This is a genomic window from Rhizorhabdus phycosphaerae (assembly GCF_011044255.1).
Classification (GTDB): Bacteria; Pseudomonadota; Alphaproteobacteria; order Sphingomonadales; family Sphingomonadaceae; genus Rhizorhabdus; species Rhizorhabdus phycosphaerae.
Genome location: NZ_CP049107.1, coordinates 2,116,485 through 2,141,473 on the forward strand (window position 1 = coordinate 2,116,485; position 24,989 = coordinate 2,141,473).

Annotated in this window: 22 protein-coding genes; 21 read left to right on the top strand and 1 reads right to left on the bottom strand. The window is 66.5% G+C overall.

Annotated elements, in window-relative coordinates:
• Positions 1-56: 56 nt before the first annotated feature.
• Positions 57-725 (bottom strand): TetR/AcrR family transcriptional regulator, encoded by a 669-nt coding sequence (locus G6P88_RS09735; RefSeq protein ID WP_226946799.1) that lies wholly within the window; start codon positions 723-725, stop codon positions 57-59.
• A gap of 153 nt (positions 726-878) precedes the next feature.
• Between G6P88_RS09735 and G6P88_RS09740 the strand changes: the two genes are divergently transcribed.
• The 21 genes from G6P88_RS09740 (at position 879) to G6P88_RS09840 (ending at position 24,989) form a co-directional block, all read left to right on the top strand.
• Positions 879-2,045, top strand: coding sequence for an amine dehydrogenase large subunit (locus tag G6P88_RS09740; RefSeq protein ID WP_226946800.1), 1,167 nt, complete (start codon positions 879-881; stop codon positions 2,043-2,045).
• 5 nt (positions 2,046-2,050) lie between these two features.
• Positions 2,051-2,551 (top strand): MauE/DoxX family redox-associated membrane protein, encoded by a 501-nt coding sequence (locus G6P88_RS09745; protein WP_226946828.1) that lies wholly within the window; start codon positions 2,051-2,053, stop codon positions 2,549-2,551.
• Complete coding sequence (locus G6P88_RS09750) at positions 2,548-3,138, top strand: redoxin family protein (protein WP_165322977.1); 591 nt, start codon at positions 2,548-2,550, stop codon at positions 3,136-3,138. The genes G6P88_RS09745 and G6P88_RS09750 overlap by 4 nt, the downstream gene beginning before the upstream one ends.
• A 31-nt stretch (positions 3,139-3,169) precedes the next feature.
• The gene (locus G6P88_RS09755) at positions 3,170-3,727 is read left to right on the top strand and encodes a methylamine dehydrogenase light chain (protein WP_165322978.1); all 558 of its coding nucleotides are present in this window, start codon (positions 3,170-3,172) and stop codon (positions 3,725-3,727) included.
• Positions 3,727-4,185 carry a c-type cytochrome gene (locus G6P88_RS09760; RefSeq protein ID WP_165322979.1) on the top strand — a complete coding sequence of 153 codons (459 nt, stop codon included), beginning with the start codon at positions 3,727-3,729 and terminating at the stop codon, positions 4,183-4,185. The genes G6P88_RS09755 and G6P88_RS09760 overlap by 1 nt, the downstream gene beginning before the upstream one ends.
• Complete coding sequence (locus tag G6P88_RS09765) at positions 4,182-4,664, top strand: cytochrome c (RefSeq protein ID WP_165322980.1); 483 nt, start codon at positions 4,182-4,184, stop codon at positions 4,662-4,664. Before G6P88_RS09760 ends, G6P88_RS09765 begins: the two co-directional genes overlap by 4 nt.
• Positions 4,661-6,916 (top strand): TonB-dependent receptor, encoded by a 2,256-nt coding sequence (locus tag G6P88_RS09770; RefSeq protein ID WP_226946801.1) that lies wholly within the window; start codon positions 4,661-4,663, stop codon positions 6,914-6,916. Before G6P88_RS09765 ends, G6P88_RS09770 begins: the two co-directional genes overlap by 4 nt.
• Positions 6,917-6,966: 50 nt before the next feature.
• Positions 6,967-8,370, top strand: a complete 1,404-nt coding sequence (locus G6P88_RS09775) for an aldehyde dehydrogenase family protein (RefSeq protein ID WP_165322981.1) — start codon at positions 6,967-6,969, stop codon at positions 8,368-8,370.
• The gene (locus tag G6P88_RS09780) at positions 8,367-9,959 is read left to right on the top strand and encodes an AMP-binding protein (RefSeq protein WP_226946802.1); all 1,593 of its coding nucleotides are present in this window, start codon (positions 8,367-8,369) and stop codon (positions 9,957-9,959) included. Before G6P88_RS09775 ends, G6P88_RS09780 begins: the two co-directional genes overlap by 4 nt.
• Complete coding sequence (locus G6P88_RS09785; RefSeq protein ID WP_165322982.1) at positions 9,938-11,566, top strand: AMP-binding protein; 1,629 nt, start codon at positions 9,938-9,940, stop codon at positions 11,564-11,566. The genes G6P88_RS09780 and G6P88_RS09785 overlap by 22 nt, the downstream gene beginning before the upstream one ends.
• A 51-nt stretch (positions 11,567-11,617) precedes the next feature.
• The gene (locus tag G6P88_RS09790) at positions 11,618-13,516 is read left to right on the top strand and encodes a CocE/NonD family hydrolase (protein WP_165322983.1); all 1,899 of its coding nucleotides are present in this window, start codon (positions 11,618-11,620) and stop codon (positions 13,514-13,516) included.
• A 31-nt stretch (positions 13,517-13,547) separates the two neighbouring features.
• On the top strand, positions 13,548-14,339 hold the full coding sequence (locus G6P88_RS09795) for a TlpA family protein disulfide reductase (protein WP_165322984.1): 792 nt from the start codon (positions 13,548-13,550) through the stop codon (positions 14,337-14,339).
• A 2-nt stretch (positions 14,340-14,341) separates the two neighbouring features.
• The gene (locus G6P88_RS09800) at positions 14,342-14,998 is read left to right on the top strand and encodes a DsbA family protein (protein WP_165322985.1); all 657 of its coding nucleotides are present in this window, start codon (positions 14,342-14,344) and stop codon (positions 14,996-14,998) included.
• A 140-nt stretch (positions 14,999-15,138) separates the two neighbouring features.
• Positions 15,139-15,678 carry a thermostable hemolysin gene (locus G6P88_RS09805; RefSeq protein ID WP_165322986.1) on the top strand — a complete coding sequence of 180 codons (540 nt, stop codon included), beginning with the start codon at positions 15,139-15,141 and terminating at the stop codon, positions 15,676-15,678.
• Positions 15,675-17,717 carry an AMP-binding protein gene (locus G6P88_RS09810; protein WP_165322987.1) on the top strand — a complete coding sequence of 681 codons (2,043 nt, stop codon included), beginning with the start codon at positions 15,675-15,677 and terminating at the stop codon, positions 17,715-17,717. Before G6P88_RS09805 ends, G6P88_RS09810 begins: the two co-directional genes overlap by 4 nt.
• Positions 17,704-18,459: an SDR family NAD(P)-dependent oxidoreductase gene (locus G6P88_RS09815; protein ID WP_165322988.1), complete on the top strand. Its 756-nt coding sequence runs from the start codon at positions 17,704-17,706 to the stop codon at positions 18,457-18,459. The genes G6P88_RS09810 and G6P88_RS09815 overlap by 14 nt, the downstream gene beginning before the upstream one ends.
• 13 nt (positions 18,460-18,472) lie before the next feature.
• Positions 18,473-19,123 (top strand): hypothetical protein, encoded by a 651-nt coding sequence (locus G6P88_RS09820; protein WP_206335913.1) that lies wholly within the window; start codon positions 18,473-18,475, stop codon positions 19,121-19,123.
• Position 19,124: 1 nt separating this feature from the next.
• A complete protein-coding gene (locus G6P88_RS09825; RefSeq protein WP_165322990.1) occupies positions 19,125-19,673 on the top strand; it encodes an RNA polymerase sigma factor in 549 nt (182 codons plus the stop codon).
• Positions 19,674-19,754: 81 nt separating this feature from the next.
• Positions 19,755-20,720, top strand: a complete 966-nt coding sequence (locus G6P88_RS09830) for a FecR family protein (protein WP_165322991.1) — start codon at positions 19,755-19,757, stop codon at positions 20,718-20,720.
• A gap of 37 nt (positions 20,721-20,757) precedes the next feature.
• Positions 20,758-22,983 carry a TonB-dependent receptor gene (locus tag G6P88_RS09835; RefSeq protein ID WP_206335968.1) on the top strand — a complete coding sequence of 742 codons (2,226 nt, stop codon included), beginning with the start codon at positions 20,758-20,760 and terminating at the stop codon, positions 22,981-22,983.
• A 212-nt stretch (positions 22,984-23,195) separates the two neighbouring features.
• Positions 23,196-24,989 (top strand): ABC transporter ATP-binding protein, encoded by a 1,794-nt coding sequence (locus G6P88_RS09840; protein WP_165322993.1) that lies wholly within the window; start codon positions 23,196-23,198, stop codon positions 24,987-24,989.

The following is a 24,989-nucleotide window of genomic DNA, read 5'->3' on the forward strand; positions in this document are numbered from 1 at the left end:
AGAAGCGCAGTACGAACGGAGGCCGGCCGCCCGATGGCGCGTCGGCCTTCTTCGTTTCAGGATTGCGGCGGCAGATCGATCTCGCCCGGTTCCAGCGAGCCGATGAGATGGATGAAGGATTTGAACGCGATCCGTTCCAGTACCGGCATCCGCGCCTCGAACGGCTTTTCATAGCCTGCGAACATCGTCAGCCCCTCCATCGACGCGGATATGAACAGCGCGACCAGCTTGCGCTCCTCGACGGGCAGGCGCGGGTTTATCTCCGCGATGAGTTCGTTGATCGCGACGCGCGCGCGTTCGTAAAGCTCGTGGACCCGCTCCTGCACGAACGGGTCATGGTTCGACATCGCCCATAGCTCGGGGAAGACGCGGGTGGTCTTCTTGCTCCTGATATCCTCGAGGACGAGCGTGACGAGTCGCTGCAGCCGCTGCTCGGCGGTAGCCTCGGGATCGTGGACGATGACGTCGAACGCCTCTTCGTAGCTGCTGATGATAGCGTTGAGCAACTCGCGCAGCAGCTCGTCCTTCGACGGGAAATAATAAGCGAGGTTGCCCGCCTTCATGCCGCAGGCAGCGGCAATCCTGCGCAGAGTGAGCGCCTTCGATCCCTCTTCGACCAGAATCTTGAGCGCGGCGTGGAGGATCTGTTCGAAGCCCTCCTGGCCGCGCGCATAGCCCCCTTCCCGCGGAGTGATTCGCAAATCGGGAACGATGAAATCGGTCAACTCGGGGCCCTCAAGACTCTGATCGGGATGCCCTAATCCTCGGCATCCGGGACCACAAGTCCGGCTATATTTTTGTCGCTTGACATATTTTGGACGTATGACAAACTTTCGTCCGTCACACCAAAAGGGCGGACACAGGGAGGCGGGCATCCGATGACTCGAAAAACCATGATGGCGGCGCTTGTGCTGTCGCTGACGAGCGGAGCGGCGGTGGGCGCCAGTCCCTATCCGAATCCCCTGCCGGTCGAGCCGATCCCGAACGTGCTCGAACTGACCCCGAAATATCCCGCCAGCTGGATCTATGTGCAGGACCTGCACTTTAACAGCATCCTCGACGGCCGCGCGGCCATCGTCGACGTCGCCGCCGAACATAGCGCGGTGAAGGGACAGATCCCCGTGGCGCAGTTCGGTACGCTTCTGCCGTCGACGACCCGGCCCGACATCTATGTCGCCGAGACCTTCCATGCGCGGCTGACGCGCGGCGAGCGCACCGACGTCATCACCATCTGGGACAAGGCGACGCTCAAGCCCAAGGGCGAGATCGCCCTGCCGGGCGGCAAGCGCGGCCAGTTCGTAACCCTGCGCAACGCCTTCCAACTCACCAATGGCGAAAAATGGGCGCTGCTGTTCAACTTCACGCCGGCATCTTCCGTATCGGTGATCGACCTCGACGCCCGCTCGATCCTGAACGAGATCGACCTGCCGGGTTGCTCGCTCGTCTACCCGACGGGTGCGCGCGGCTTCACCTCGCTGTGCGCCGACGGCACGATGACGAGCATCACGCTCGACGCCGCCGGCCAGGTCGCATCGAGCACCACCAGCAAAGCGATCAACGACATCGACCATGACGCGATGTTCATGACCCCGACGATGGTGGGGCGCACCGCCTGGTTCGCCACCTTCACAGGCAACCTCCATGGCATCGACTTCGGCGGCGACGTGGCCCGCGACCTCGGCACTTTCCCGATGCCCAAGGAAAAGACGGCTGAAGGCGAATGGCGGCCGGGCGGCTGGCAGGTGATCAGCAGCGACACCGCGGGCCGCGTCTATGTCCTGATGAACCCGGCCGGCAAGGAAGGTACCCACAAGGATGGCGGCAGCGAGGTCTGGGTCGTCGACCCCGCCAAGCGCCAGCGGGTCGCGCGAATCCCGCTCGCCAATCCGGCCATATCGATCGAGGTTACCGCACAGGCCGCTCCGCTTCTGGTCGCGTCGCGGGCCGACGGATCGCTCGACGTCTATGACGCCGCAAGCGGCAAGCTTCAGCGGAGCATCGCGCAGGTCGTCCACGACCCGATGACGATGACGGCGGCCCGGTGACCGCGATGGGCGAGATCCTTCCTTATTTCCTCGCCACCGTGCTGGCATCGGCAGCGGTCCACAAGCTGGCCGCCCGCGAGCGGCTCGCGGCAGCGGCGGCGCAGCTGACCGGATTGCCTCCATCGCTCGGCCAGCCGCTTTCGCTGTCCGCAGCCACGATCGAAGCGGGCGCCGCCCTCTCGCTGCTGATCCCGGCCGCACGGCCCGCCGGATGCGGTCTGGCTGTGCTGCTATGGTCGGCTTACGCCTTGCTGCTCTGGCGGGCGCGGCAGCGCGGCGATCGCTTCGATTGCGGCTGCAGCCTCAGCGGCCCGTCGCGATCGACCGAGGCCTATCCCGTACTGCGCGCGGCCCTGCTCGCCGCGCTTGCGGCACTGGCGGCGGTGCTGCCTGCGGGAAGCCCCAATATCCTCTCCGTCTTCGGCGCCTTAACCTTCTTTGCGCTGTATCTCGCCGCAGGCGAAATCGCCTCGGCATCCTCCTCGGCAAGGAGCCTTGCACGATGACCGGCTTCGTACTCGCTTCGCAGATCATGTTGTGGATTGCCGTCGGCGTGCTCGGCATATTGGTGATGGCCCTCGCCCGTCAGGTCGGCGTGCTGCACGAACGGATCGCCCCGGCCGGCGCGCTGACGCTGCACCAGAAGGTCGCCGTGGGCGACAAGGGCCCGGAGGTGACGCTGACGGCGCTCGATGGGCAGGACGTCCGCATCGGCGGCAAGCGCGAGGGGCGCAGCCAGCTGCTCTTCTTCCTCTCGCCCGACTGCCCGATCTGCAAGACGCTGCTGCCGGTGCTCCGCTCCGCCGCGCGCGCCGAGGCGGGCTGGGTCGACACCGTTCTCGCCAGCGACGGTGACGAGACCGCGCATCGCCGCCTGATCATGAAGGAAGGGCTGGCAGGCATGCCCTATGTCCTGTCGGAAACGCTGGGCCGGTCGCTGGGCGTTTCCAAGCTGCCCTATGCCGTCCTGCTCGACGAACAGGGCCGCATCGCGTCGCTCGGGCTGATCAACAACCGCGAACATCTCGAAAGCCTGTTCGAAGCGAAGGAACGCGGTGTCGCGTCGATCCAGCACTATCTGGCCGGCGCCTGAGCGCCACCACGAGCAAGAGGGGGCTGCTCCCATGTCCAACATAGATCGTTTTGCCGAACGGGCCGTGCGCATGGTCGCCAGCCGTACGTCGCGCCGAAGCCTGCTGACCCTGATCGGAGGCGCCATTACCGGCGCGGCCGTCATCCCCGTGCTGCCCGTATCCCGGGCGGTCGCCTCGACCCATGGCGGCGGCAAGAGCGGCCTGCCGCCGCAGACGAGCGGCAACCCGCAGGATCCCGGTGACCAGACCCAATGCGATTACTGGCGCTATTGCGCGATTGACGGCTTCCTCTGCTCCTGCTGCGGCGGTACCGCCAATGCCTGCCCGCCCGGCACCGAAATGTCACCGATCACCTGGATCGGAACCTGTCTCAATCCGGCCGACGGGCGCTCCTACATCATCAGCTATAATGATTGCTGCGGCAAATCGTCCTGCGGGCGCTGCCTGTGCAACCGCAACGAGAGCGACCGCCCGATGGTCCGGCCGCAGGCGAACAACGACATCAACTGGTGCCTAGGGACCGAGAGCGGCTCGATCTATAACTGCTCGACGGCCGTGATCCTCGGCACCGCGCTGGAGAGCCAGTGATGCAGCGCTGGTCGCTCGTCCTCCCGCTCGCGGTCCTGCTCGCGGCGGTGCCGGCCCAATCCGCCCCCGACGGCGCCAAAATCTACCAGCGCTGCGCCGCCTGCCATCTGGCGACCGGCAAGGGCGTGCCGGGAGCGTTCCCGCCCCTGCAGTCCGACGTGCGCGCACTGGCCGGCATGGCCGATGGCCGCCGCTATCTGATCCTCGCGGTCACGCGCGGACTTGCAGGGCCGATCACCGTCGAGGGCAAGGCCTATCGCGGGATGATGCCCGCGCAGGGCGGCCTCGACGACGAGTCCGTCGCGGCGGTCCTTACCCATGTAACTGGCACGATCGCCGGTGGCGGTAGTGCCGTAAAAGCCTTCACCGCCGCCGAGGTGAAGGCCGCGCGCGAAAGCGGCGCGCCCCTCGACGCCGCAGCGGTCGCCCGGCTGCAACCGAAGCTCCCGGCCAAATGAGGCTGACGGCGGCTCTTGCGATCCTCGCGATCGGAACGGCCGCCGCAGCGGCCGCGACGAATAGCGCCATGCCCGGGGTCCCCGATCCCCGGCGGGCGCATATCAACTGGATCGTGAAGTGCCAGGGCTGCCACCGGCCCGATGGCGGCGGCACGCCCACATCGACGCCGCCGCTCGCCGGGCAGGTGTCGCGCCTGCTCGCCGTGCCAGGCGGACGCGAATTTCTCGGCCGGGTGCCGGGGGTGGCGACAACGCCCCTTCCCGACGACCAGCTGGCAGAACTCCTGAACTGGACGCTGATCCGCTTCGACCCGGATCACGTCCCGGCAGGTTTCCAGCCCTACACCAGGGAGGAGATCCGAAGGCTGCGGGAAAAGCCGCTGCGGATCGAACGGGCTGCCCTGCGCGCCGACCTCGTCGCCCGGCTGGCGGCGAGCGAGCGCGCCCATGATGCAACAAGACACGAAGGGGAAAAATGATGACGATTTCGGCACGCGTGCACCGGACATCTCGCATCGCAGCCATGCTGCTCACCGGCCTGTCCAGCCAGGCGCTCATGGCGCAGGCGGCCACGGACGATGCGGTCGACGAGAGCATGGAGATCGTCGTTACTGCGCAGAAGCGCAGCGAGCGCCTGCAGGATGTGCCCATTTCCGTGTCGGCGATCGGTGGCGATGCCGTTCGCAAACAGCGCCTGACCAGCGCGGACGACCTCGTCAGCAAGGTCGCCAATCTCCAGCTGACCTCGACCGTCGGCGACGGCACCCCGATCTTCGCGCTGCGCGGCGTGTCGATGTCCGACTACAGCCTCAACCAGTCTGGACCGGTCGCGACCTATTATGACGAGGTCTACAAGGGCAATTTCGCCTTTCTCGGAGTCGCTCTGTACGATCTGGAGCGGGTCGAAGTGCTGCGCGGACCGCAGGGCACGCTCTACGGCAAGAACACCACCGGCGGCGCGGTCAACCTGATCAGCCACAAGCCCGACCTCGGCAAGGTCGAGGGCTATCTGAATCTCGGCTATGGCAATTACAACCGCCACGAGGCCAATGGCGCGATCAACCTGCCGCTGGGCGAGACGGTCGCCGCGCGCGTAGCCTTCACAGCCGCGCGCGCAGAAGGCTGGTTCCGCAACCAGCTTCCCGGTCAGCCCGATCTGAACGGCACCCGCGAATATGCCGTGCGCGGGTCGATGCTGTGGGAGCCGAAGGACGGTACATCCTTCCTCCTGCGCGCCTCGACCAGCTATCAGAACCCCCGCAACTACGGCATCTTTGCCGCGCCTGGGCCGGACGGGGTCGGCGTCGGCCTCTATGAGTCGCTCGGGCAAGGCAGCAGCTATTTCCGCACCGGTATCGGCCGTCGCCAAATCGAGTCCAACTACACGCCGCGCCGCCGCGCCCGCACCTATGCCCTGGCGCTGACCTCGACCTTCGACATCGGCAACGATCTGTCGATCGTGTCGGTGTCGTCCTGGGACAAGGGGCGGCTGAACTTCGGCGAGGATACCGACGGCGCTCCCAACAAGACGCTCGAAATCTTCTACGGCGACCGCGCCAGCCAGCTGTCGCAGGACCTGCGCCTCGCCAGCAGCTGGGGCGGCCCGTTCGAGTTCATCCTCGGCGCCTATTACAACCGCGAGAAGGTTTTCAACACGACCGACTTCGGCATCTTCAAGGATGCCGATATCGACGGCAGCGGCACCATCGACGCCGCCGACTGCGCGGCCGGGCTGCCCGCCGCCTGCAGCGTGGTCAACAGCTTCGACCAGCTCAAGCACAGCTATGCGCTCTACACCGACATGCATTATGATTTCGGCGGCGGCTTCACATTGCGCGGCGGCCTGCGCTACACCCGCGACGACGGCAAACAAAAAGGCCTGCGCTCGGATGCGCTGGGCGTCGACGGATCGCTGGTGGCGACGCTGATTCCCCCGACCACGCTCAGCTTCAAGAACGACAATATCTCGGGCAAGATCGGTATCGATTACAAGATCGACCGTGATCGCATGATCTATGCAAGCTACAGCCGCGGCTATCGCGCGCCGAGTTTTAACGCGCAGGCCTTTTTCGATCCTTCTGAAGCATCGGTCGCGAAACCCGAGACGATCGATGCGTTCGAGGGCGGAGCGAAGCTGCAACTGGCCGACCGCCGCATCACGCTGAACCTCGCCGGCTTCTATTATCTCTACAAGAACCAGCAGTTTATCAACGTCAGCCCGCAAACCGCCGCCCAGACCCTGGTCAACGTCGACAAATCGCGAATCTTCGGCGGCGAGGTCGAGTTCAACGCCCGCGCGAGCGAGTTTCTGTCCGTGCGTGCCAGCCTCGGCCTGCTCAACGCCAAGATCAAGAAAGGCATATTGAGTGGCGTCGACGTGAAGGGCAATCGCCTGTCCAACGCGCCCTCGGTCAGCGCCAATGCCGGGCTCGACATCACGCTGATGGACGACGACGCCGGCAAGCTGAGCCTCCACCCGGACATCAGCTATGTCTCAAGCCAATATTTCGAGGTGTTCAACGTGCCGAGGCTGCGGCAGTCCGCCTATGCCCTGTTCGGCGGGCATATCGATTTCGAACGGGGGCCCGTTTCGGTATCGATCTGGGGCAAGAACCTGACCAACAAATTCTATGTCACCTCTCGGGTCGATCTCACCGGGGGATTCGGCTTCGATTACAACCATGTCGGCGCACCGCGCACCTATGGTGCGACGATCGGCTATAAATTCTGACAGGATGAGGGGCCGCGACCACAAGGATCGCGGCCCATGAGGAGAGGATCATGACCGACTATAAGCTGTTGATCGACGGCCGTCTGGTGGACGGCGCGATGACGATGGAGGTCGTCAACCCGGCGACGGAAGAAGTGCTGGCGACATGCCCCCGCGGGTCCGAAGATCAGCTGAACGAAGCGGTCGCCGCCGCCAAGCGCGCCTTCCCCGCCTGGGCCGCCAAGCCGATCGAGAAACGGCGCGCCATCATCCTGAAGCTGGCCGACGCGATCGAGGCCGAAGCCGAGGCCTTTGCGCGCCTGCTGACGCAGGAACAGGGCAAGCCCTTGCCCGAGGCGACCGCCGAGATCGCCTATACCCAGGCCTTCATCCGCCAGCTCGCCTCGCATGAGCTGCCGGTCCGCATCCTGGAGGACGATGCCCGCCACCGGGTCGAGCAGCGTCGTCGCCCGCTGGGCGTGGTCGGCGCGATCATCCCGTGGAATTTCCCGGTCCTGATCGTCGCCTTCAAGCTGCCGCTCGCGCTGCTGGCCGGCAACACGATGGTGGTGAAGCCGGCGCCTACGACCCCGCTGACGACGCTCAAGATGGGCGCGCTGATGGCCGACATCTTCCCGGCCGGCGTGGTCAATATCGTCACCGATGCCAATGATCTCGGCGGCAAGCTGACCGCGCATCCCGATATCGCCAAGATCAGCTTCACCGGATCGACCGAGACCGGCCGAAAGGTGATGGCCAGCGCTGCCGCCTCGATCAAGCGCCTGACCCTGGAACTGGGCGGCAACGACGCCGCGATCGTGATGCCCGATGCTGATCCGGCCAAAGTTGCGCCCGGCATTTTCGGCGGCGCTTTCCTCAATGCGGGGCAGGTCTGCCTGGCGATCAAGCGGGTCTATGCGCATTCGGATATCTACGACGCGCTCTGTGCGGAGCTCGGCCGTCTGGCCGAGGAAGCGATCGTCGACGACGGGCTGAAGCAGGGCGTCCAGATCGGACCGCTGCAAAATGCTGCGCAATATGAGAAGGTGAAGGGCTTCCTCGACGACGCCAGGGCGAACGGCACGATCGTCGCCGGCGGCACCATCGAAGACCGGCCCGGCTATTTCGTGCGCCCCACCATCGTCCGTGACATCGCCGACGGCACGCGGATCGTGGACGAAGAGCAGTTCGGGCCGATCCTGCCGATCATCCGCTTCGACGATGCGGAGGATGCGCTGGCGCGGGCCAATGCGTCGGCCATGGGTCTGGGCGGCTCGGTGTGGGGCAGCGACCGCGAAAAGTTGCGCGACATGGCCAGCCGGATGGAAAGCGGGACGACCTGGATCAACCAGCATCTCGACTTCGGGCCGACCATTCCGTTCGGCGGGGCGAAGCAGTCGGGCCTGGGAGTAGAGTTTGCCGAGGAGGGGCTGCACGAATTCACCCAGTTGCACATCATCAACGAAGCAAAATGACGATGCTCGACCTTCCCGACCGGCCGGACCTGTTCAACTTCACGCGCGACGTCATCGGGCGCTGGGCCGAACTGCGGCCCGGCGATCCGGCGATGCTGTGGGTCGATGCCGACGGCCGGACGGTCGAGCGCAGTTTCTCCAACATCGCCGCCGCCGCCGGACGTGCGGCGGCGGTGCTGGCGGCAGCCGGGGTGCGCCGGGGGGACACGGTGCTGATCCTGCTCAACCGTGAGCAGCAATGGTGGGAGCTGATGCTCGGCTGCATCGCGATCGGTGCGGTCGCCTCTCCCGGCACGACCCAGCTCATGGCGAAGGACATCGCCTATCGCCATCAGGCGGCCGAGGCGCGCTGCGTCGCGGCCACCGGCGACATGGCCGAACGCGTCGACAAGGCGCTGGGCGACGCCGACATCGTCCGGCTCCACATCGGCGGGCCCCGCGCAGGCTGGCTGGACTTTGACGCGCTGCGCGATGCCACACAGCCACTCCCCCCGCTCGACGACACCCGCTTCGACGAGGATGCGCTGTGCTATTTCACGAGCGGCACCACCGGCCAGCCGAAGATGACGATCCACTCGCACGGCTATATGCTCGCGCACCGGATCACCGGCAGCTACTGGCTCGATCTCAAGCCCGGCGACCTCCACTGGAACCTGTCCGACACCGGATGGGCCAAGGCCGCGTGGAGCAGCCTGTTCGCGCCCTGGCTGATGGGCGCGACGATCTTCGTCCACCACAATGCCGCCTTCGATCCAGCCGCGACGATGGACCTGCTCGAACGCATGCCGGTGACCACGCTCTGCGCGCCGCCTACCGCCTATCGCATGTTCGTGCGCGGCGACATCGGCGGGCGGACCTTCCCCTCGCTGCGCCACTGCGTGAGCGCGGGCGAGCCGCTGAACCCCGAGGTGATCGATCTGTGGAAAGGGGCCACCGGCCTCGACATCCATGACGGCTATGGCCAGACCGAAACCGTGCTGCTGTGCGCCAACCGCCCCGGAGCCGCGCGCCAGGGATCGATGGGCCGCCCCGCCCCCGCCTTCGATCTGGCCGTGATCGACGGGGATGGACGGCGCATGCCCGCCGGCGAGGAAGGCGATGTCGCGCTGCGCATCGCGGAGTCCCTGCCGCCGGGTCTGTTCGCGCGCTACCGCGACGATCCGCAACGCACCGCCGACACGCGACGGCACGGCTGGTACCTGACCGGCGACCGCGCGATCGTCGACGAAGACGGCTATTTCTGGTTCGTCGGCCGGTCGGACGACGTGATCCTCTCCTCGGGCTATCGCATCGGGCCGTTCGAGGTCGAAAGCGCGCTGTTCGAACATCCTGCCGTCGCCGAGAGCGCGGTCGTGTCGAGCCCGGACCCGACGCGCGGCGAAGTGGTCAAGGCGTTCGTGATCCTCGCGCCCGGCTACGAACCGTCGGAGACGCTCGTGAAAACTCTGCAGGATCATGTGAAGGCGACGACCGCACCGTATAAATACCCGCGAAAGATCGAGTTCGTGACGAACCTGCCCAAGACCGTCAGCGGCAAGATCCGTCGCAAGGAGCTGCGCGACCAGGAATGGCAGCGGGGGGCCGCGTGACGCTTTCGCAGGTTCGCGGCGGCAATACACCCCCGCTGCTCGATATCACGATCGGCGACCTGCTCGCGGAGACGGCAGCACGGCAGCCGGACGCGACGGCACTGATTGTCCGCCATCAAGGCGTGCGCCTGAGCTATGCGGAACTGCTCGCGCATGTCGACGATCTCGCACGCGGGCTGATCGGAGCCGGGCTGCGGCCGGGTGAGCGGATCGGCATCTGGTCGCCCAATTGCCTCGAATGGGTGCTGGTCCAGTTCGCCGCCGCACGCGCCGGGCTGGTGCTGGTGAACATAAACCCCGCCTATCGCGCGATCGAGATGCAGCGTGCCGTGGCGATGGTCGGCTGTGCGGCGCTGGTGATCGCGCCCCGCTTCAAGTCGAGCGACTATGTCGCGATGCTCGCCGAGGTCTGCGCCGACCTGCCCGAGCTTCGCCTGGTCCTGTCGATCGGCGAGGGCGAGCATCCGGGGTGCATGCCGATCGGCGCCCTCCCGAGCGATCCGACGACGCCGCTGCCGGCCGATGTGAAGCCGCAGGACGCGACCAATATCCAGTTTACGAGCGGCACGACGGGCCTGCCCAAGGGCGCGACGCTGTCGCACCGGAACATCGTCAACAACGCCTATATGGTCGGGCGTCGGATCGGGCTCACCCCCGCCGACATCGTCTGCATCCCGGTGCCGCTCTATCATTGCTTCGGCATGGTCATGGGCAATCTCGCCTGCGTCGCGCACGGCGCGACCATGTGCCTGCCGGGCGACGCCTTCGACCCCGCGACAGCACTGGCGGCGGTGGCGGAGGAGCGCTGCACCGCGCTCTACGGCGTGCCGACTATGTTCGTAGCAATGCTTGAACATCCGGACTTCGGCGGCTTCGACCTGACATCGCTGCGGACCGGCATCATGGCGGGCTCGCTCTGCCCCACGGCCATCATGCAGGCGGTGCTTCACCGGATGCATATGCGCGAGGTGACGATCGCCTATGGCATGACCGAGACCAGCCCGGTCAGCTTCCAGTCGGCGATAGACGATCCGCTCGAACTGCGCGTCTCGACGGTCGGACAGGTCCAGCCGCATCTCGAGGCCAAGGTCGTCGATCTCGACGGCAACACGCTCCCGATCGGTGAGCCCGGCGAGTTGTGCACGCGCGGCTATTCGGTCATGCTCGGCTATTGGGACGATCCCGAGAAGACCGCCCAGGTGATCGATGCCGAGGGCTGGATGCACACGGGCGATCTCGCGACGATCGACGAGCAGGGCTATTGCCGCATCGTCGGGCGGATCAAGGACATGATCATCCGGGGCGGCGAGAACATCTATCCGCGCGAGATAGAGGAGCATCTGTTGACTCACCCCGACATCGTCGATGCGCAGGTCTTCGGGGTCCCCGACGACCGCTTCGGCGAGGAGGTCTGCGCCTGGGTGATCGCGCGCAGCACGACGCTCAGCGAGGGCGCGGTGATCGAACATTGCCGGGGTAGGATCGCCCATTACAAGGTGCCGCGGCACGTCCGGCTGGTCCCCGCCTTCCCGCTGACGGTCACCGGCAAGGTCCAGAAGTTCATGATGCGCGAGGCGATGGCAGCGGAGCTGGCGCCGAGCGATTGAGCCGCGATCGGGGGCTTGACCGGAGCGGGTTCGGCGGGCCACCCATGTGACATGATCACACATGCTCGCTTCGCGCTCGCTCCGCTCGCCCTCGCCATCGCAACCACGCTCTCCGCCGCCCAGGCGACGCCGGCCCCGACCGACACCATGGCGAACGAGCAGGTCGCCGAATATGACTGGGTCCGCCCAGAGGCCGACTATGTCCGGCGGGTCGAGATGGTCCCGATGCGCGACGGCAAGAAGCTGTTCACGGTGATCATCCACCGCAAGGGCGTCACCGACGCTCCGATCCTGCTGAGCCGCACCCCGTACAACGCCAACAAGATGACGTCGCGCAACCGCAGCCAGCGGATCGAGGAGATCCTGCCCGTCGCCGACGCCGAGTTCGTCAACGACGGCTATATCCGGGTCTATCAGGATGTCCGCGGCCTCGACGGCTCCGAGGGCGACTATGTCATGAACCGCCCCTTGCGCGGTCCGCTCAACGCCACCGAGGTAGATCACGCCACCGATGCCTATGACACGATCGACTGGCTCGTGAAGAATGTGAAGGAGAGCAACGGCAAGGTCGGGATCACCGGCTCCTCCTATCTCGGCTTCACCTCGCTGATGGCGCTGATCGATCCGCATCCCGCGCTCAAGGCGGCGGTTCCGCAGAGCCCGATGGTCGACGGCTGGATGGGCGACGACTGGTTCCACAACGGCGCCTTCCGCACCTTCGGCTTCGACTATGATCTCGGCCAGACGGTTAAGAAGGGTGGCGGCGCGGTGCCCAAGGGCACAGGCGACGAATATGCCGCCTATCTCGAGGCGGGCTCGGCGATGGCCTATGCGCTCCGCTACGGGCTGCTGGACCTGCCGGTGGTGCGCAAGGTGCTCGAGCATCCGAGCTACGACGCCTGGTGGCAGGGGCAAGCGGTCGACAAGCTGCTCGGCGAGCGCAAGCTGACCGTGCCGACGATGCTCGTCGTCGGGCAATGGGACCAGGAAGACAGCTATGGAGCGCCCGCCGTCTACAAGGCGCTGGCGAAGCAGTCCCTAGCCGATGGGATGCTGAGCCTCGTCATCGGCCCCTGGCGGCATTCGCAGGTCAATTACGAGGCGCGCGAACTCGGGCCGCTCAAATGGGAAGGCGATACCGGCTTGCAGTTCCGCACGCGCTGGATGAAGCCCTTCCTCGACTGCCACCTGAAGAGTGCACCGCCGAAGTGCGACACGCCGCCCGTGCTTACCTATGCGACCGGCGCCAACCGCTGGGAGGTCTCGCCGAAATGGCCGGCCGGCACCTATAAGCCGCTCTACCTGAGCAGGGATTTCGGCCTGTCCTGGAGCAAGCCGCAGGCGGGCAGCGACAGCTATGTCTCCGACCCGGCCAAGCCGGTGCCGATGCTACCCCGCCCGGTCCATATGCAGGGCGAGGAATGGCGGACCTGGCTGGTGCGCGACCAGCGCTTCGTCGACGGCCGGCCCGACGTGCTGAGCTATTCGACCGGCGTGCTCGACAAGGCGGTCCATATCAAGGGCGCGCCCAAGGTCGACCTGCGCGCCGCGACGAGCGGACGCGACGGCGATTTCGTGGTGAAGCTGATCGACGTCTATCCGGAGGAGAACAGCGCCAATCCGACCATGGCGGGCTATCAGCTGGCGATCGGCATCGAGATTTTCCGGGGCCGCTATGTCAGCGGCTTCGCGACACCCGCGCCGCTCAAGCCGGGCAAGACCTATGCCTTCGGCTGGGAGCTGCCCAATGTGGACCATGTCTTCCTGCCGGGGCACCGGATCATGGTCCAGGTCCAGTCGAGCCTCTTCCCGCTCTACGACCGCAACCCACAGAGCTGGGTGGACTCGATCATGGATGCCAAGCCCGGTGATTATGTGAAGGCGACACAGACGATCCGATGGGGTGGCGACGCTGCCAGCGCGGTGTGGCTGCCGGTGGCCGAAGACTGACACCACCGCTGACAGCCACGGCAAGCGCGCGATGTTGAGCCTCGGCCCGCTGGCGATTGCCGGCGAGCGCCTCGTCGCTTTGCTGGCGATCTGGGGATTCCTGGCTGGAACCAGCGCCATCGGCCGGCGATGGGCGCTGCCGAACCCCGCACGGATCGGATGGCTCGCCGTCGCAGCCGGCCTGATCGTGGCACGCGCGGCGTTCGTCGCCGCCCACGCGCGCCTCTATGCCGACGACCCGCTCTCCGCGCTTGCCATCTGGCAGGGCGGCTTTCTGCCCTGGGCCGGTATTGCAGCGGCTGCGCTCGTCATAGTGGCAGCGCTGCGTCCCTGGGCCGCCCTGCTCATCGGTATCGCGCTGCTCGGGCTCTGCGCAGCGTCCGCCCTTGCGGTTCAGGCATGGCTCCGCCCGGCTCCTTTCGCCTTGCCGCGCGAAATCATGCTGCGCAGCATTTCCGGGAGTACCGTGCGGCTCGACGACTATCGCGGACGGCCGCTGGTGCTCAACCTCTGGGCGACCTGGTGCGGCCCCTGTCGTCGCGAACTGCCGATGCTGGTCCGCGCTGCCGCTGGATCGGACGTGCCGATCCGGCTTGTCGACGCGGGGGAAAGCGCGACCACGGTGCAGACCTTCCTGCGGCGCGAAGGACTCGGCGACGAAGCCGTTCTGCTCGACGAGGCCCAGGCACTGCTGCGCGCTTCTGACAGCGGTGTTCTGCCGACGACGCTTTTCATCGATGCGTCGGGACGGGTAAGGCGCATCGAACAGGGGCAGATTTCGCGCGCCGCGCTGGCCGACGGCATCGCCCTGATCGAGGAGTGAGAATGACGATCGCACCGGCCCGCTGGGCCGTCATCGCCGCCCTGCTGCTGGGCATGACCGGCAGCGCCCACAGCCAGCAGCCGCGCATCGCCAGGCAGGATCAGTCCGCCGGCGACATGGCCCGCCGGATCCGACAGGCCATCATGACCGATCCGATCGCCCCTGCTGTGGCGCCGGAGGGTGCCGACGTCACGATCGTGCTCTTCTCGGATTATAATTGCCCCTATTGCCGCAAGGTGCATCCGGCACTGCAGGCGCTGCTGCGCGAAGACCCCAAGGTCCGGCTTCTCTATCGCGACTGGCCGATCTTCGGCGGCGCCTCGACCGAGGCCGCCCGCGCGGCGATCGCCGCCGAGTTTCAGGGGCGCCATACCGCCTTCAACGAAGCGCTGATGGCGGCGCAGGGCAAGCTCGACAGCGCCGCCATTCGGACCGCCGCCAACCGCGCGGGCGTCGATTGGACGAGGCTCCAGAAGGATTTGACGGCGCGGCGGCAGGACATCGACGCGCTGCTGGGGCGGTCGGATCGCTATGCCCGCATGCTGGGACTGACGGGAACGCCCGGCCTGCTGATCGGCCCCTATCTGCTGCCCGGCGCGGTCGGCGTCGCCGAGTTGCGCAAGGTGGTGGCAGCCGTGCGGGCTCGGCCCGAGACCTGATGTAGACCGGGCGCGGTGGGCGGAGGCGGATCGCAGTCCGCCTCACTGCTCGTATTTCCCGCAGTGCAGAAATCCCGGCCCTCGCACTGGGGTGACGCCGAACCGGTGGCGTCTCCCATCCAAACAGTGCGAGTGTAAAGATGGACCAGCTACTCAAGGATTTCGTGGTCGACCGTTTCGACCGGATACATTCGGCCACCCCCTGCCTCGACTACCCCGCCTGGATTCAGGTTCGCGGCGAGGCCCGGCACCCTTCCGCGACGCTGGGCATCCGTGACGCGGCCGAGGGACGGCTTTTCCTCGAAACCTATCTCGACCAGCCGATCGAGGCGCTGGTGTCCGCAGCGCTCGACAAGGACATCGCCCGCTCGGAGATCGTCGAGATCGGCTGCCTTGCCGCGACCCCGTCACGTTCCCTGATCGAACTCTGGTGCGAAACCGCCGAAACCTTGCGCACGAGCCACCGGGTGGCGGTGGCCACGCTGACCCGCCCACTCCGGTCGATGCTCGCCCGCGTCGGCATCCCGCTCGTCGAGCTGCACGCTGCCGACCCCACGCGCCTTGCCAATGCCGACAGCTGGGGACGCTATTACCAGCTCGATCCGGTGATCTGCTGCGGGGAGATAGCGGACGGTGCCGCGCTCCTCGCAAAATTCGCCACCCGGAGCCGGGTACAATGAGCGCGCTGCTGAACGCGATCCTGACTGCGGCAGGCGAGCGGGGCCGAAAGGTCGCATTGAGCGATGGCCCCAACCATATCCGCTATGAGGACCTCCCGCTGGCCATCGACGCGATGGCCGAGATGATCGAAACCGAAGCCGGGCCGACGGGCCCCGTCGCGATCGAGCTGGGCAATGGCATCGATTGGGTCGTGGCCGATCTCGCGCTGCTCTCGCTCGGCCGCGCCTGCGTTCCCGTTCCGCCCTTTTTCACCCCGACGCAGCGGCAGGACGCGCTTCGCGACGCCGGCGTCGTCGCAAGCATAAAGGCCGACGGCATCGTCCGGTTCGATCATCCGCCCGCTGCGTTGCCGGAGGGCACCGCCAAGATCAGCTATACGTCCGGTTCGACCGGAACGCCCAAGGGCATTTGCCTCTCGGACGAAGCTATGCTCGCCACCGCGAGGGCGGTCGTCGAGCGCGTCGGCAGCGACAAGGCGGGGCTGCATCTGCCGATGCTGCCGCTTGCCGTGCTGCTGGAAAATGTCGCGGGTCTCTATGCGACGCTGATCGCCGGCGGCACCTACATGGTTCCCCGCCTCGAAGACATCGGCTTCGCACGGATGTTCGATCCGGATGCCGCAGCCATGCTGGCAGCGATCGAGCGGACGGGCGCCACCAGCCTGATCCTCGTGCCCGAACTGCTCGGGCGGCTTCTCGCGGCGTGCGAAGCGGCTGGCCGGGCTCCTCCCGCGCTGAACCTCGTCGCTGTGGGCGGTGCGCATATCTCCCCCGATCTGCTGCTGCGCGCCGACCGGATCGGCCTGCCGCTGGTGCAGGGCTATGGGTTGACCGAATGCGGATCGGTCGTCGCGATCGAAGCGCCCGGCGACCGGTCCGGTCGCGGTAGCGTGGGACAGCCGCTGGGTCATGTCCGCGTCATGATCGACAAGGACGGCGAGATCGTCGTCGAAGGCAGTGGCTATCTCGGCCTCGTCGGCCAGCCTCGGGAGCAGGCACCGATCAGAACCGGCGACATCGGACGGTTCGATGACCACGGTCGGCTCGTCATCGACGGTCGCAAGTCGAACCTGATCGTCACGGGCTTCGGCCGCAACATTTCCCCCGAATGGATCGAGACGCTGCTTAAGGCGCGTCCCGAGATCGCCCAGGCGATGGTCCATGGCGATGGCGAGGCTGCGCTGTCCGCCCTCATCGTCCCCTCTTCGCCGGCCGCCGACGTCGCGCCGGCGATTGCGGCCGTCAACGCCGCGCTTCCCGATTATGCTCGTGTGAGCGAATGGCGTTGCACAAAGCCGTTCCTGCCGGTCGACGGCACGCTGACGGCGAACGGCCGGCTGCGTCGACGCGAGATTCTTGCCCGTGAAGAGAGCTTCGGTCTGTTCGACCGGCTCGTGCTGCGAACGCTGCCGGCACGCGCACGCCTTCTGCGCGTGCCCCAGATCCAGGCCGGTCTTTCGGGCAGGATCAGCCGCGAGACCTATGCCGCTTATCTGGCGCAGGCCTATCATCATGTCCGCCACACGGTGCCGCTGATGCAGGAGGCCCGCCAGCGGTTGGGCCACCGCCCGACGCTCGTCGCCGCCCTCGACGAATATATCGAGGAGGAGACCGGCCATGAGCACTGGATCCTCAACGACATCGCCGCGCTGGGCGGCGACCCGCAACGTGCCGTGGCACTGGGTCCGTCCCCGGCCACGAAGGCGATGGTCGACCATGCCTATCGGACGATCCGGGAGGGCAACCCCGCCAGTTTCTTCGGCATGGTCTATGTCCTGGAAAGCACCAGCATCGCGCTGGCAAGCCAGGGCGCGGACGCGCTGCGGACCAGCCTCGGCCTGCCCAGTTCCGCATTCACCTATCTGCAGTCGCATGGCGCCCTCGACCAGGACCATATGCGCTTCTTCCAGGGGCTGATGGACAGCATCGAAGACCCCGAGGATGCGGCGGCGATCATCGCCATGGCAGATCGGATCTTCGATCTGTTCGGCGCCCTCTTCGCAACGATACCCATGGAGTTCGAACATGAAGCAGCTTGATGGACAGTGCATCGCCATCACCGGCGCGGCTGGAGGCATCGGCTCGCTGCTGTGCCAGCGACTGGTCGAGCGAGGCGCGCATGTGGTCGGCATCGATCGCCTGCCTTCGCCCGAGGCGAACAGCGAGATGATCGCCGACCTCGGCAGCTTCGAGGGTATCGCCGACCTCGGCGCGAAACTCGACGACCTCGGGCCGGACATGCTCGTGAACCTGGCAGGCATCCAGTATTTCGGCCCGCTTCAGGATCAGTCGCCCGAAAATCTCTGGACGGGCTACGTCATCAATCTGATCGCACCGGCGATGCTATCGCGGGCGGTGGTGCCGGGCATGCGGGCGCGCCGACAGGGGCGGATCGTCAACATCGGGTCGGTCTTCGGTTCGATCCCCTTCGCCCATTTCGTGAGCTATTCGAGCGCCAAGGCCGGGCTGAAAGGCTTCAGCCAGGCGCTGCGGCGCGAACTGGCGGGTAGCGGCGTGGAGGTGACGCATGTCGCACCGCGCGCAGTGCGGACGCCGCTGAACTCCGAACGCGTGCTGGCGCTGGCCGAGATCACCAAGATGCATCTCGATGCGCCCGAATATGTCGCCGACCGGATCGCCAGCGCCATCGAAAAGGGCGAGCGCGACGTCGTGATCGGCTTCCCGGAATCGCTCTTCGTCCGCCTGAATGCACTGATGCCGACGATGATCGACAAGGCCCTCGCCGCCAACGACCGCAAGGCGGCAGCCATCTTCAACTGACAATATGGAGACGATGATGAAGGCTCGTTATATCCTGGCCGCGCTTGCGCTCGGCACTGCCCTTGCACCCGCTCATGCCGACGGCATTAGCGACCGCACCATGGCACTTGCGGGCGCCTGGGCCCAAGTGAAGTACGGCACCCCCGCCGCCGCGCAGACCGATGCGATGGCCAGGCTCAAGGGCCAGGCCGACGCGCTCGTTGCCGCATCCCCGAACCGCGCCGAGCCGCTGATCTGGGACGGCATCGTCACCTCGACGCTTGCCGGATTGAAGGGTGGCATGGGCGGCCTCTCGCTGGCGAAGGAAGCCAAGTCGCTGCTGGAGAAGGCGGAGAAGATCGACGGCAACGCGCTCGGCGGTTCGGCGCATACCAGCCTCGGCGCGCTTTATTATCAGGTGCCCGGCTGGCCGATCGGCTTCGGCAGCAGCGACAAGGCGCGCGCGGAGCTGCTGGCGGGGTTGAAGGCGAACCCGCAGGGCATCGATTCCAACTATTTCTGGGGAGACTTCCTGTTTCACCAGGGGCAATATGCGGATGCGGCCAAGGCGCTGAAGACCGCTCTGGCGGCTCCTGCCCGACCGGGCCGGGAGGTCGCCGACTCGGGTCGGCGCGGCGAGATACAGAAGCTGCTGGGCCAGGTGAACGCCAAGCTCAAAGGCTGATATGGGGAGACAGGCGGTCAGGGACGAATCCGAACAGCTTTCCGGCCTGACGAACGTGCTGGCCGCCCATCGCCCCCAACTCCTGCGGTTCTTCACGGCCAGAACCGGCGACCCCGGTGAAGCCGAGGACGTGCTGCAGGAAATCTGGCTTCATATCTCGCGAGCCGAGTCGGGTCCGATCGCCAATCCGCTCGCCTATCTGCACAAAGTAGGCATGAACATCGTCCTCGACCGGGTGCGCGAGCGTCGACGGAGGACGAAGCGAGAAAGCGACTGGATCGCCGTCGAGCATGATGTCGACCCGGCAGGGCCGGGCGAAGTGACGGATCATGCGCCATCGCCTTTGGCCGTGCTCGAGGGACGCGATCGTCTCCGCAGGCTTGCCGAAGCGATCGGGCAGCTCCCGCCTGGTGCGGCCAGAGTGTTCAGGCGGCACAAGCTGGACGGGCTGAGCCATGGAGAAGTGGCGGCCGAACTGGGGATAAGCCGCAGCGCGGTCGAGAAGCACATAGCGGTGGCATTACGGCATCTGCGGGAGCTGATGGCATGATGACCCGCGATCGGACTGGGGTGATCGGCATGCGGCGGCGTCTATCGTCAACGAGGGTGGATGCGGCGCAGGAGGAGCGCAATGGAAGGCATTGAACAGGAGGACGCGCAAATCCGCGACGAAGCCGCAGGCTGGCACGTGGCGTCGGCGTCCGACGAGATGGATTGGGAGGCGTTCGCCGACTGGCTGGAACGCGATCCGCGCCATCGCGACGCCTATGACAGCGTCGCATTGCTCGACCAGGAGATCGAGGCCAGTCGCGATGCGATCCTCACCCTCATCCCGGCCAACGATGTGGAAGAGCCGGAACCCGCCGCCGGGAAGCCGCATCGCCGCCGCTGGTGGGCCGGCGGCGGCCTGGCGCTGGCAGCCTGCCTTGCGCTTGTCGCGATGCCGCAGCAGATGCCGTTCGGTCAGCACTCCTCGTCGTCGACCTATCGTACGGCGGATGCCGGACGGACCATCGCCCTGCGCGACGGCAGCAGCATCGCGCTGGGCGGGAAGAGCGAACTGGTCCTCGCCGATGCCGGAGACTCCATCCGCATGACCGGAGGCATCGCCCATTTCGACATCCGTCACGATCCATCCAGGCAGATGGTGATCGACACCGGTTCGGTGCAAATTCGCGACATCGGAACGCAATTCGACCTGATCGTCGCCCCCCCGCATACCACCGTCGCGGTAAGCGAGGGGCGGCTGAGCGTTACGCCCCGTGACGGCTCCCCCATCATGTTGACGGCAGGCCATCGCCTGGATCTCGACGAGGAGAGCGGCGATGCCACGATAAGACAGGCCCCAACAGCCTCGGTCGGCAGCTGGCGGCAGGGCCGCCTCGTCTATGACAATTCGCCGCTGGCTCTGGTCGCCATCGATGTCGGACGCTATTCGGGACAAAGAATATCGGTCGATCCGCAGATTGCCGATTTGCGCATGTCCGGGGTTCTCAATATCGGTGACGGCTCGAAGCTTCTTTCCCAGGTCACCGCGCTGCTGCCGGTCAGGGCCGACACGCAAGGTAAGACCGTTCGTCTGGTGGCTGCTCGCTGACCTCTTCGCATGCGCCGTTCCTGCACATGCGGCGCCCGTGCAGCTGGACATACCGGCATCGGATCTGGGCCAGGCCTTGCTCGCTTTCTCGCGGCAGACGGGAGAATCCGTGGGTGCCGCCGGCGCCCTGCCCCGACGCCATGTGCGCAGGATCAGAGGCACCTTCGACCCCCAGGATGCGCTTGGACGGATCGTGCGGGGCAGCGGACTTCGCGTCATCCGTGCCGGGGCCGGACTCTGGCGCCTCGAGACTGCGACACAAGCTGGGCCGACCGTCGACAAGCCTGTCGACCATGCGGGCGAAGAGATCGTTGTCAGCGGCTCCAAGAGGGATGAGGCGCTGGCCACGATCCCGGTCGCCGTCTCCATCGTCAGGCCCAGCCTTCCCGACGGATTGATCGCAGGCCGTGGGCTGCAGGAGCTTGCAGGCGACACGGAAGGGATTTTCGCAACAAACCTGGGCCCCGGGCGCGACAGGCTGTTCCTGAGGGGCGTCGCGGACAGCGCGTTCAACGGGCCGACCCAATCGACGGTCAGCCTGTTTCTCGATGACGCCCGGGTCAGCTATGCGACCCCGGATCCGGACCTCCGCCTCATCGACATCGACCATGTCGAGATACTGCGCGGCCCGCAAGGCACGCTCTACGGCACCGGAGCGCTTGGCGGCATCGTCCGCATCGTGCCGCGCAAGGCCGATCTCGCGACCTGGGGAGCGACAGCCGCTGTCGAAGGCAGAACGACCGCGCAGGGCAGCACCGGCGGCGTGATCGATGCCACCATCAACGCGCCTCTGGTCGAGGACAAGCTGGGCCTGCGCCTCGTGGGCTATGCGGAGCGGAGCGGCGGCTGGATCGACGATACCGGCCGCTCCCGCAGCAACGTGAACGATTCGCGCCGCTATGGCGGTCGCGCGTCGGTGCGGTGGAAGCCCGCCGAGGACTGGACCGTCGACATCGGCGGCGTCGCGCAGTGGATCGATGCCGACGACAGTCAATATGCGACACGGGGCCTGCGGCGTTCGACAAGATTGGCAGAGCCGCATGACAACGACTTCCTGACCGGATCGGTCACGATCCGGGGCGTCCTGTCCGACCTCGACCTTTTGTCCGCGACCGCTTTCGTCAAGCACGAGGTCGAGAGCCGCTACGATGCCAGCGCGGCAGCACCGTCGATCGGGCTGGATGCGCCGCTTGCCTATCAGGATGCGCGCGACGTCCGTCTGTTCAGTCAGGAGTGGCGCCTCAGTGACCCCTCCCCCGCACGACCGTGGGTGCTCGGCGCCGCCCTGTTGAGCGTCGAGAACAGCGCGCGCGGGACGTTCCTGCCGCCGGCCTCGACGCAGGTGCGGGTCACGACGCTGCACAGCGACACCTTGGAAGCCGCACTGTTCGGCGAGGCGAGCCAGCAATTGGGCGGTGCCTGGACAGCCACTCTGGGCGTCCGCGCTTTCCTGTCGAAGGTGAAGGACGAACTGGAAGGGGTGCGCGCCAGCCAGGTGAAGCGATTTGGACTGACTCCCTCCGCGGACCTGTCCTGGCATCCCGAAAGCGGACGAACCCTCTGGCTCCGTTATGCCAAGGCAATCCGCCCGGGCGGATTGAACCCGGATGGCGACCCCGGCCTGAGCGGGTTCCGCTCGGATAAGCTGGAAAGCCTCGAACTCGGATGGCGGGCGCGTGTCGCCCCGGGAATGCAGGTCCACGGTGCGCTGTTCGGCCTTCGCTGGCGGAACGTGCAAAGCGATACAGTCGGCGACGACGGCCTGATCCGGACGATAAACGCCGGCAGCGCGCGGAACTACGGACTGGAATTGGCCTTCTCCTGGAAGCCCGGCCGATTCCGGATCGATGGCAATGCCACGGTGCAGCACGCCCGGCTCGACCGCCCGTCGGCAGCGGCGGCGGCGATCGGCGACGATACGAGACTGCCCGTCGTCCCCGACTATTCCGGGCGCCTCAGGCTCGGCTACGAGACCAGTCTCGGCGCCTTCGACATGACCTCTTTCGCCGCCGCCCGCTATGCGGGCAGCGCAAGGCTGAGCTTCGACCCGGTCCTTGCGGCGCCGATGGGCGACTATTGGCAGGCGGATGCGGGGCTGACGCTGTCGCGCGAGCGCACGACGGTCGCGTTCACCATCACCAATATGCTCAACGGTCGGGGCAATAGTTTCGGTTTCGGCAATCCCTTCTCGCTGCGGCTCGCCCGGCAGGAAACGCCGCTTCGTCCCAGAACGGTCAGCATTCGGGTCGAACGCCGGTTCTGAAGATAGCCTCCGACTGACGCCACCATGGCAAGCGCGCTCGCCTTCTGCTAATCGACACGTCGTCCATTGATTCGAAAGGAGGGCATGATGACAGATACGCACATGCCCTCGCGCCGTAGGGGCCACCCGAACCCCTGACGCCCGCGGCTCTTTGACGAGACCGCCCCCTACCTTACTGTTTACGGGACCGCGCCTCGGGCGCGGAGATGATCATGGACGACGATCAGGACGACCTTTTTCCGCGCGCCAATGTCTTGCGCAGCGTGTTGACCTTCACCTTCCTCCACTGGCTGCGCAGGCCCGCTATCGTCCTGCTATGCACGCTCGCGATGCTTGCCGGGACGCTGACGGAAATCTTCGTTCCGCTGCTCGCGGGGCGGCTGATCGATGCCGTCGGCGCAGGCGACCGCGCGGGCGCCATCCACGCCTTTGCGATCATGTCGGCGCTCGGCCTGGCGATGGTGGTCCTTCGCCATCTCGGCTGGTGGGCGATCATCCCGCTGACGCTCGGCATGATGCGCGACGTCGCACAGGAGGCCTTCGCGCGCGTCCAGCGCCTGTCGACCGAATGGCATGCCAACAGCTTCGCCGGATCGACCGTCCGCCGGATCAGCCGGGGCATGTGGGCGATCGACACGCTCAACGACGTGTTGCTGCTCTCGCTGCTGCCGTCGCTGACGGTACTGGCGGGAACCGTGGTGCTGCTCGGGCTCGACTGGCCCCTGCTCGGACTTGGCATGGCGCTCGGCGCCTTCGCCTATGTCGCCGTGACCTTCGGCCTGGCGACTCGCGTGCTGGCGCCCATCGCCCGCCTGTCCAACCAGTGGGACACGAAGCTGGGCGGCGTGCTGTCGGACGCCATCGGCGCCAATGCCGTGGTCAAAGCCTTCGGGGGCGAAGCCCGCGAGGACGAGAGGCTGTCGCGGACCGTCAACAAATGGCACCGCCGCACATGGCGGTCGTGGATGGCCTTCACCTGGGCCGGCAGTGGCCAGCTGGCGCTGCTGTGGCTGATCCGGATGGGCGTAACGGGCGGCGCCCTGTGGCTATGGCAGGCCGGGCGTGCGAGCGCGGGCGACGTCGCCTTCATCCTGACCAGCTACCTGCTCGTCCACGGCTATCTGCGTGACGTTGGCCAGCATGTGCACATGCTGCAGCGCTCGGTGAACGAGATGGAAGAACTGGTGCAGCTGCATGACGAGCCACCGGCGGTCGTCGACGCTCCTGGAGCACGCGCGCTGCGCGTGACCGCAGGCACGATCCGCTTCGACGCGGTCCGCTTCCGATATGCCGGCCAGACCAGCCCGCTTTACGAGGGGCTGAACCTGTCGATCGCGGGCGGCGAACGCGTCGGTCTCGTCGGGCCATCGGGTTCCGGCAAGACCAGCTTCGTGAAGCTGATCCAGCGCCTCTACGATGTCGAGGCAGGGCAGGTGTCGATCGACGGTCAGGATATTGCCGCCGTCACGCAGGAAACGCTGCGCCGGCAGGTCGCCATCGTCCCGCAGGAACCAGTGCTGTTCCACCGCTCGCTGGCCGAGAATATCGGCTATGGCCGTCCCGGCGCGACGCAGGCGGAGATCGAACAGGCGGCCCGGCTCGCCAATGCGCATGGCTTCATCGAACGCCTGCCCAAGGGCTATGCCACGCTGGTCGGCGAACGCGGCGTCAAGCTGTCGGGTGGCGAGCGCCAGCGGGTCGCGATCGCCCGCGCCTTTCTGGCGGACGCGCCGATCCTGATCCTCGACGAAGCGACCTCCAGCCTGGACTCGGAGTCCGAGGCGGCGATCCAGCAGGCGATGGAGCGGCTGATGGTAGGGCGGACCGCGATCGTCATCGCCCACCGTCTCTCGACCGTGCGCGCGCTCGACCGGATATTGGTGTTCGACCATGGCCGGATCGTCGAGGATGGCCCGCATGACCGCCTGCTCGCGATCACCGGCGGCCATTATCGGCGGCTGTTCGAGCGGCAGGCCGGGAATGGGGAGCCGGTCCTGCTGCAATAG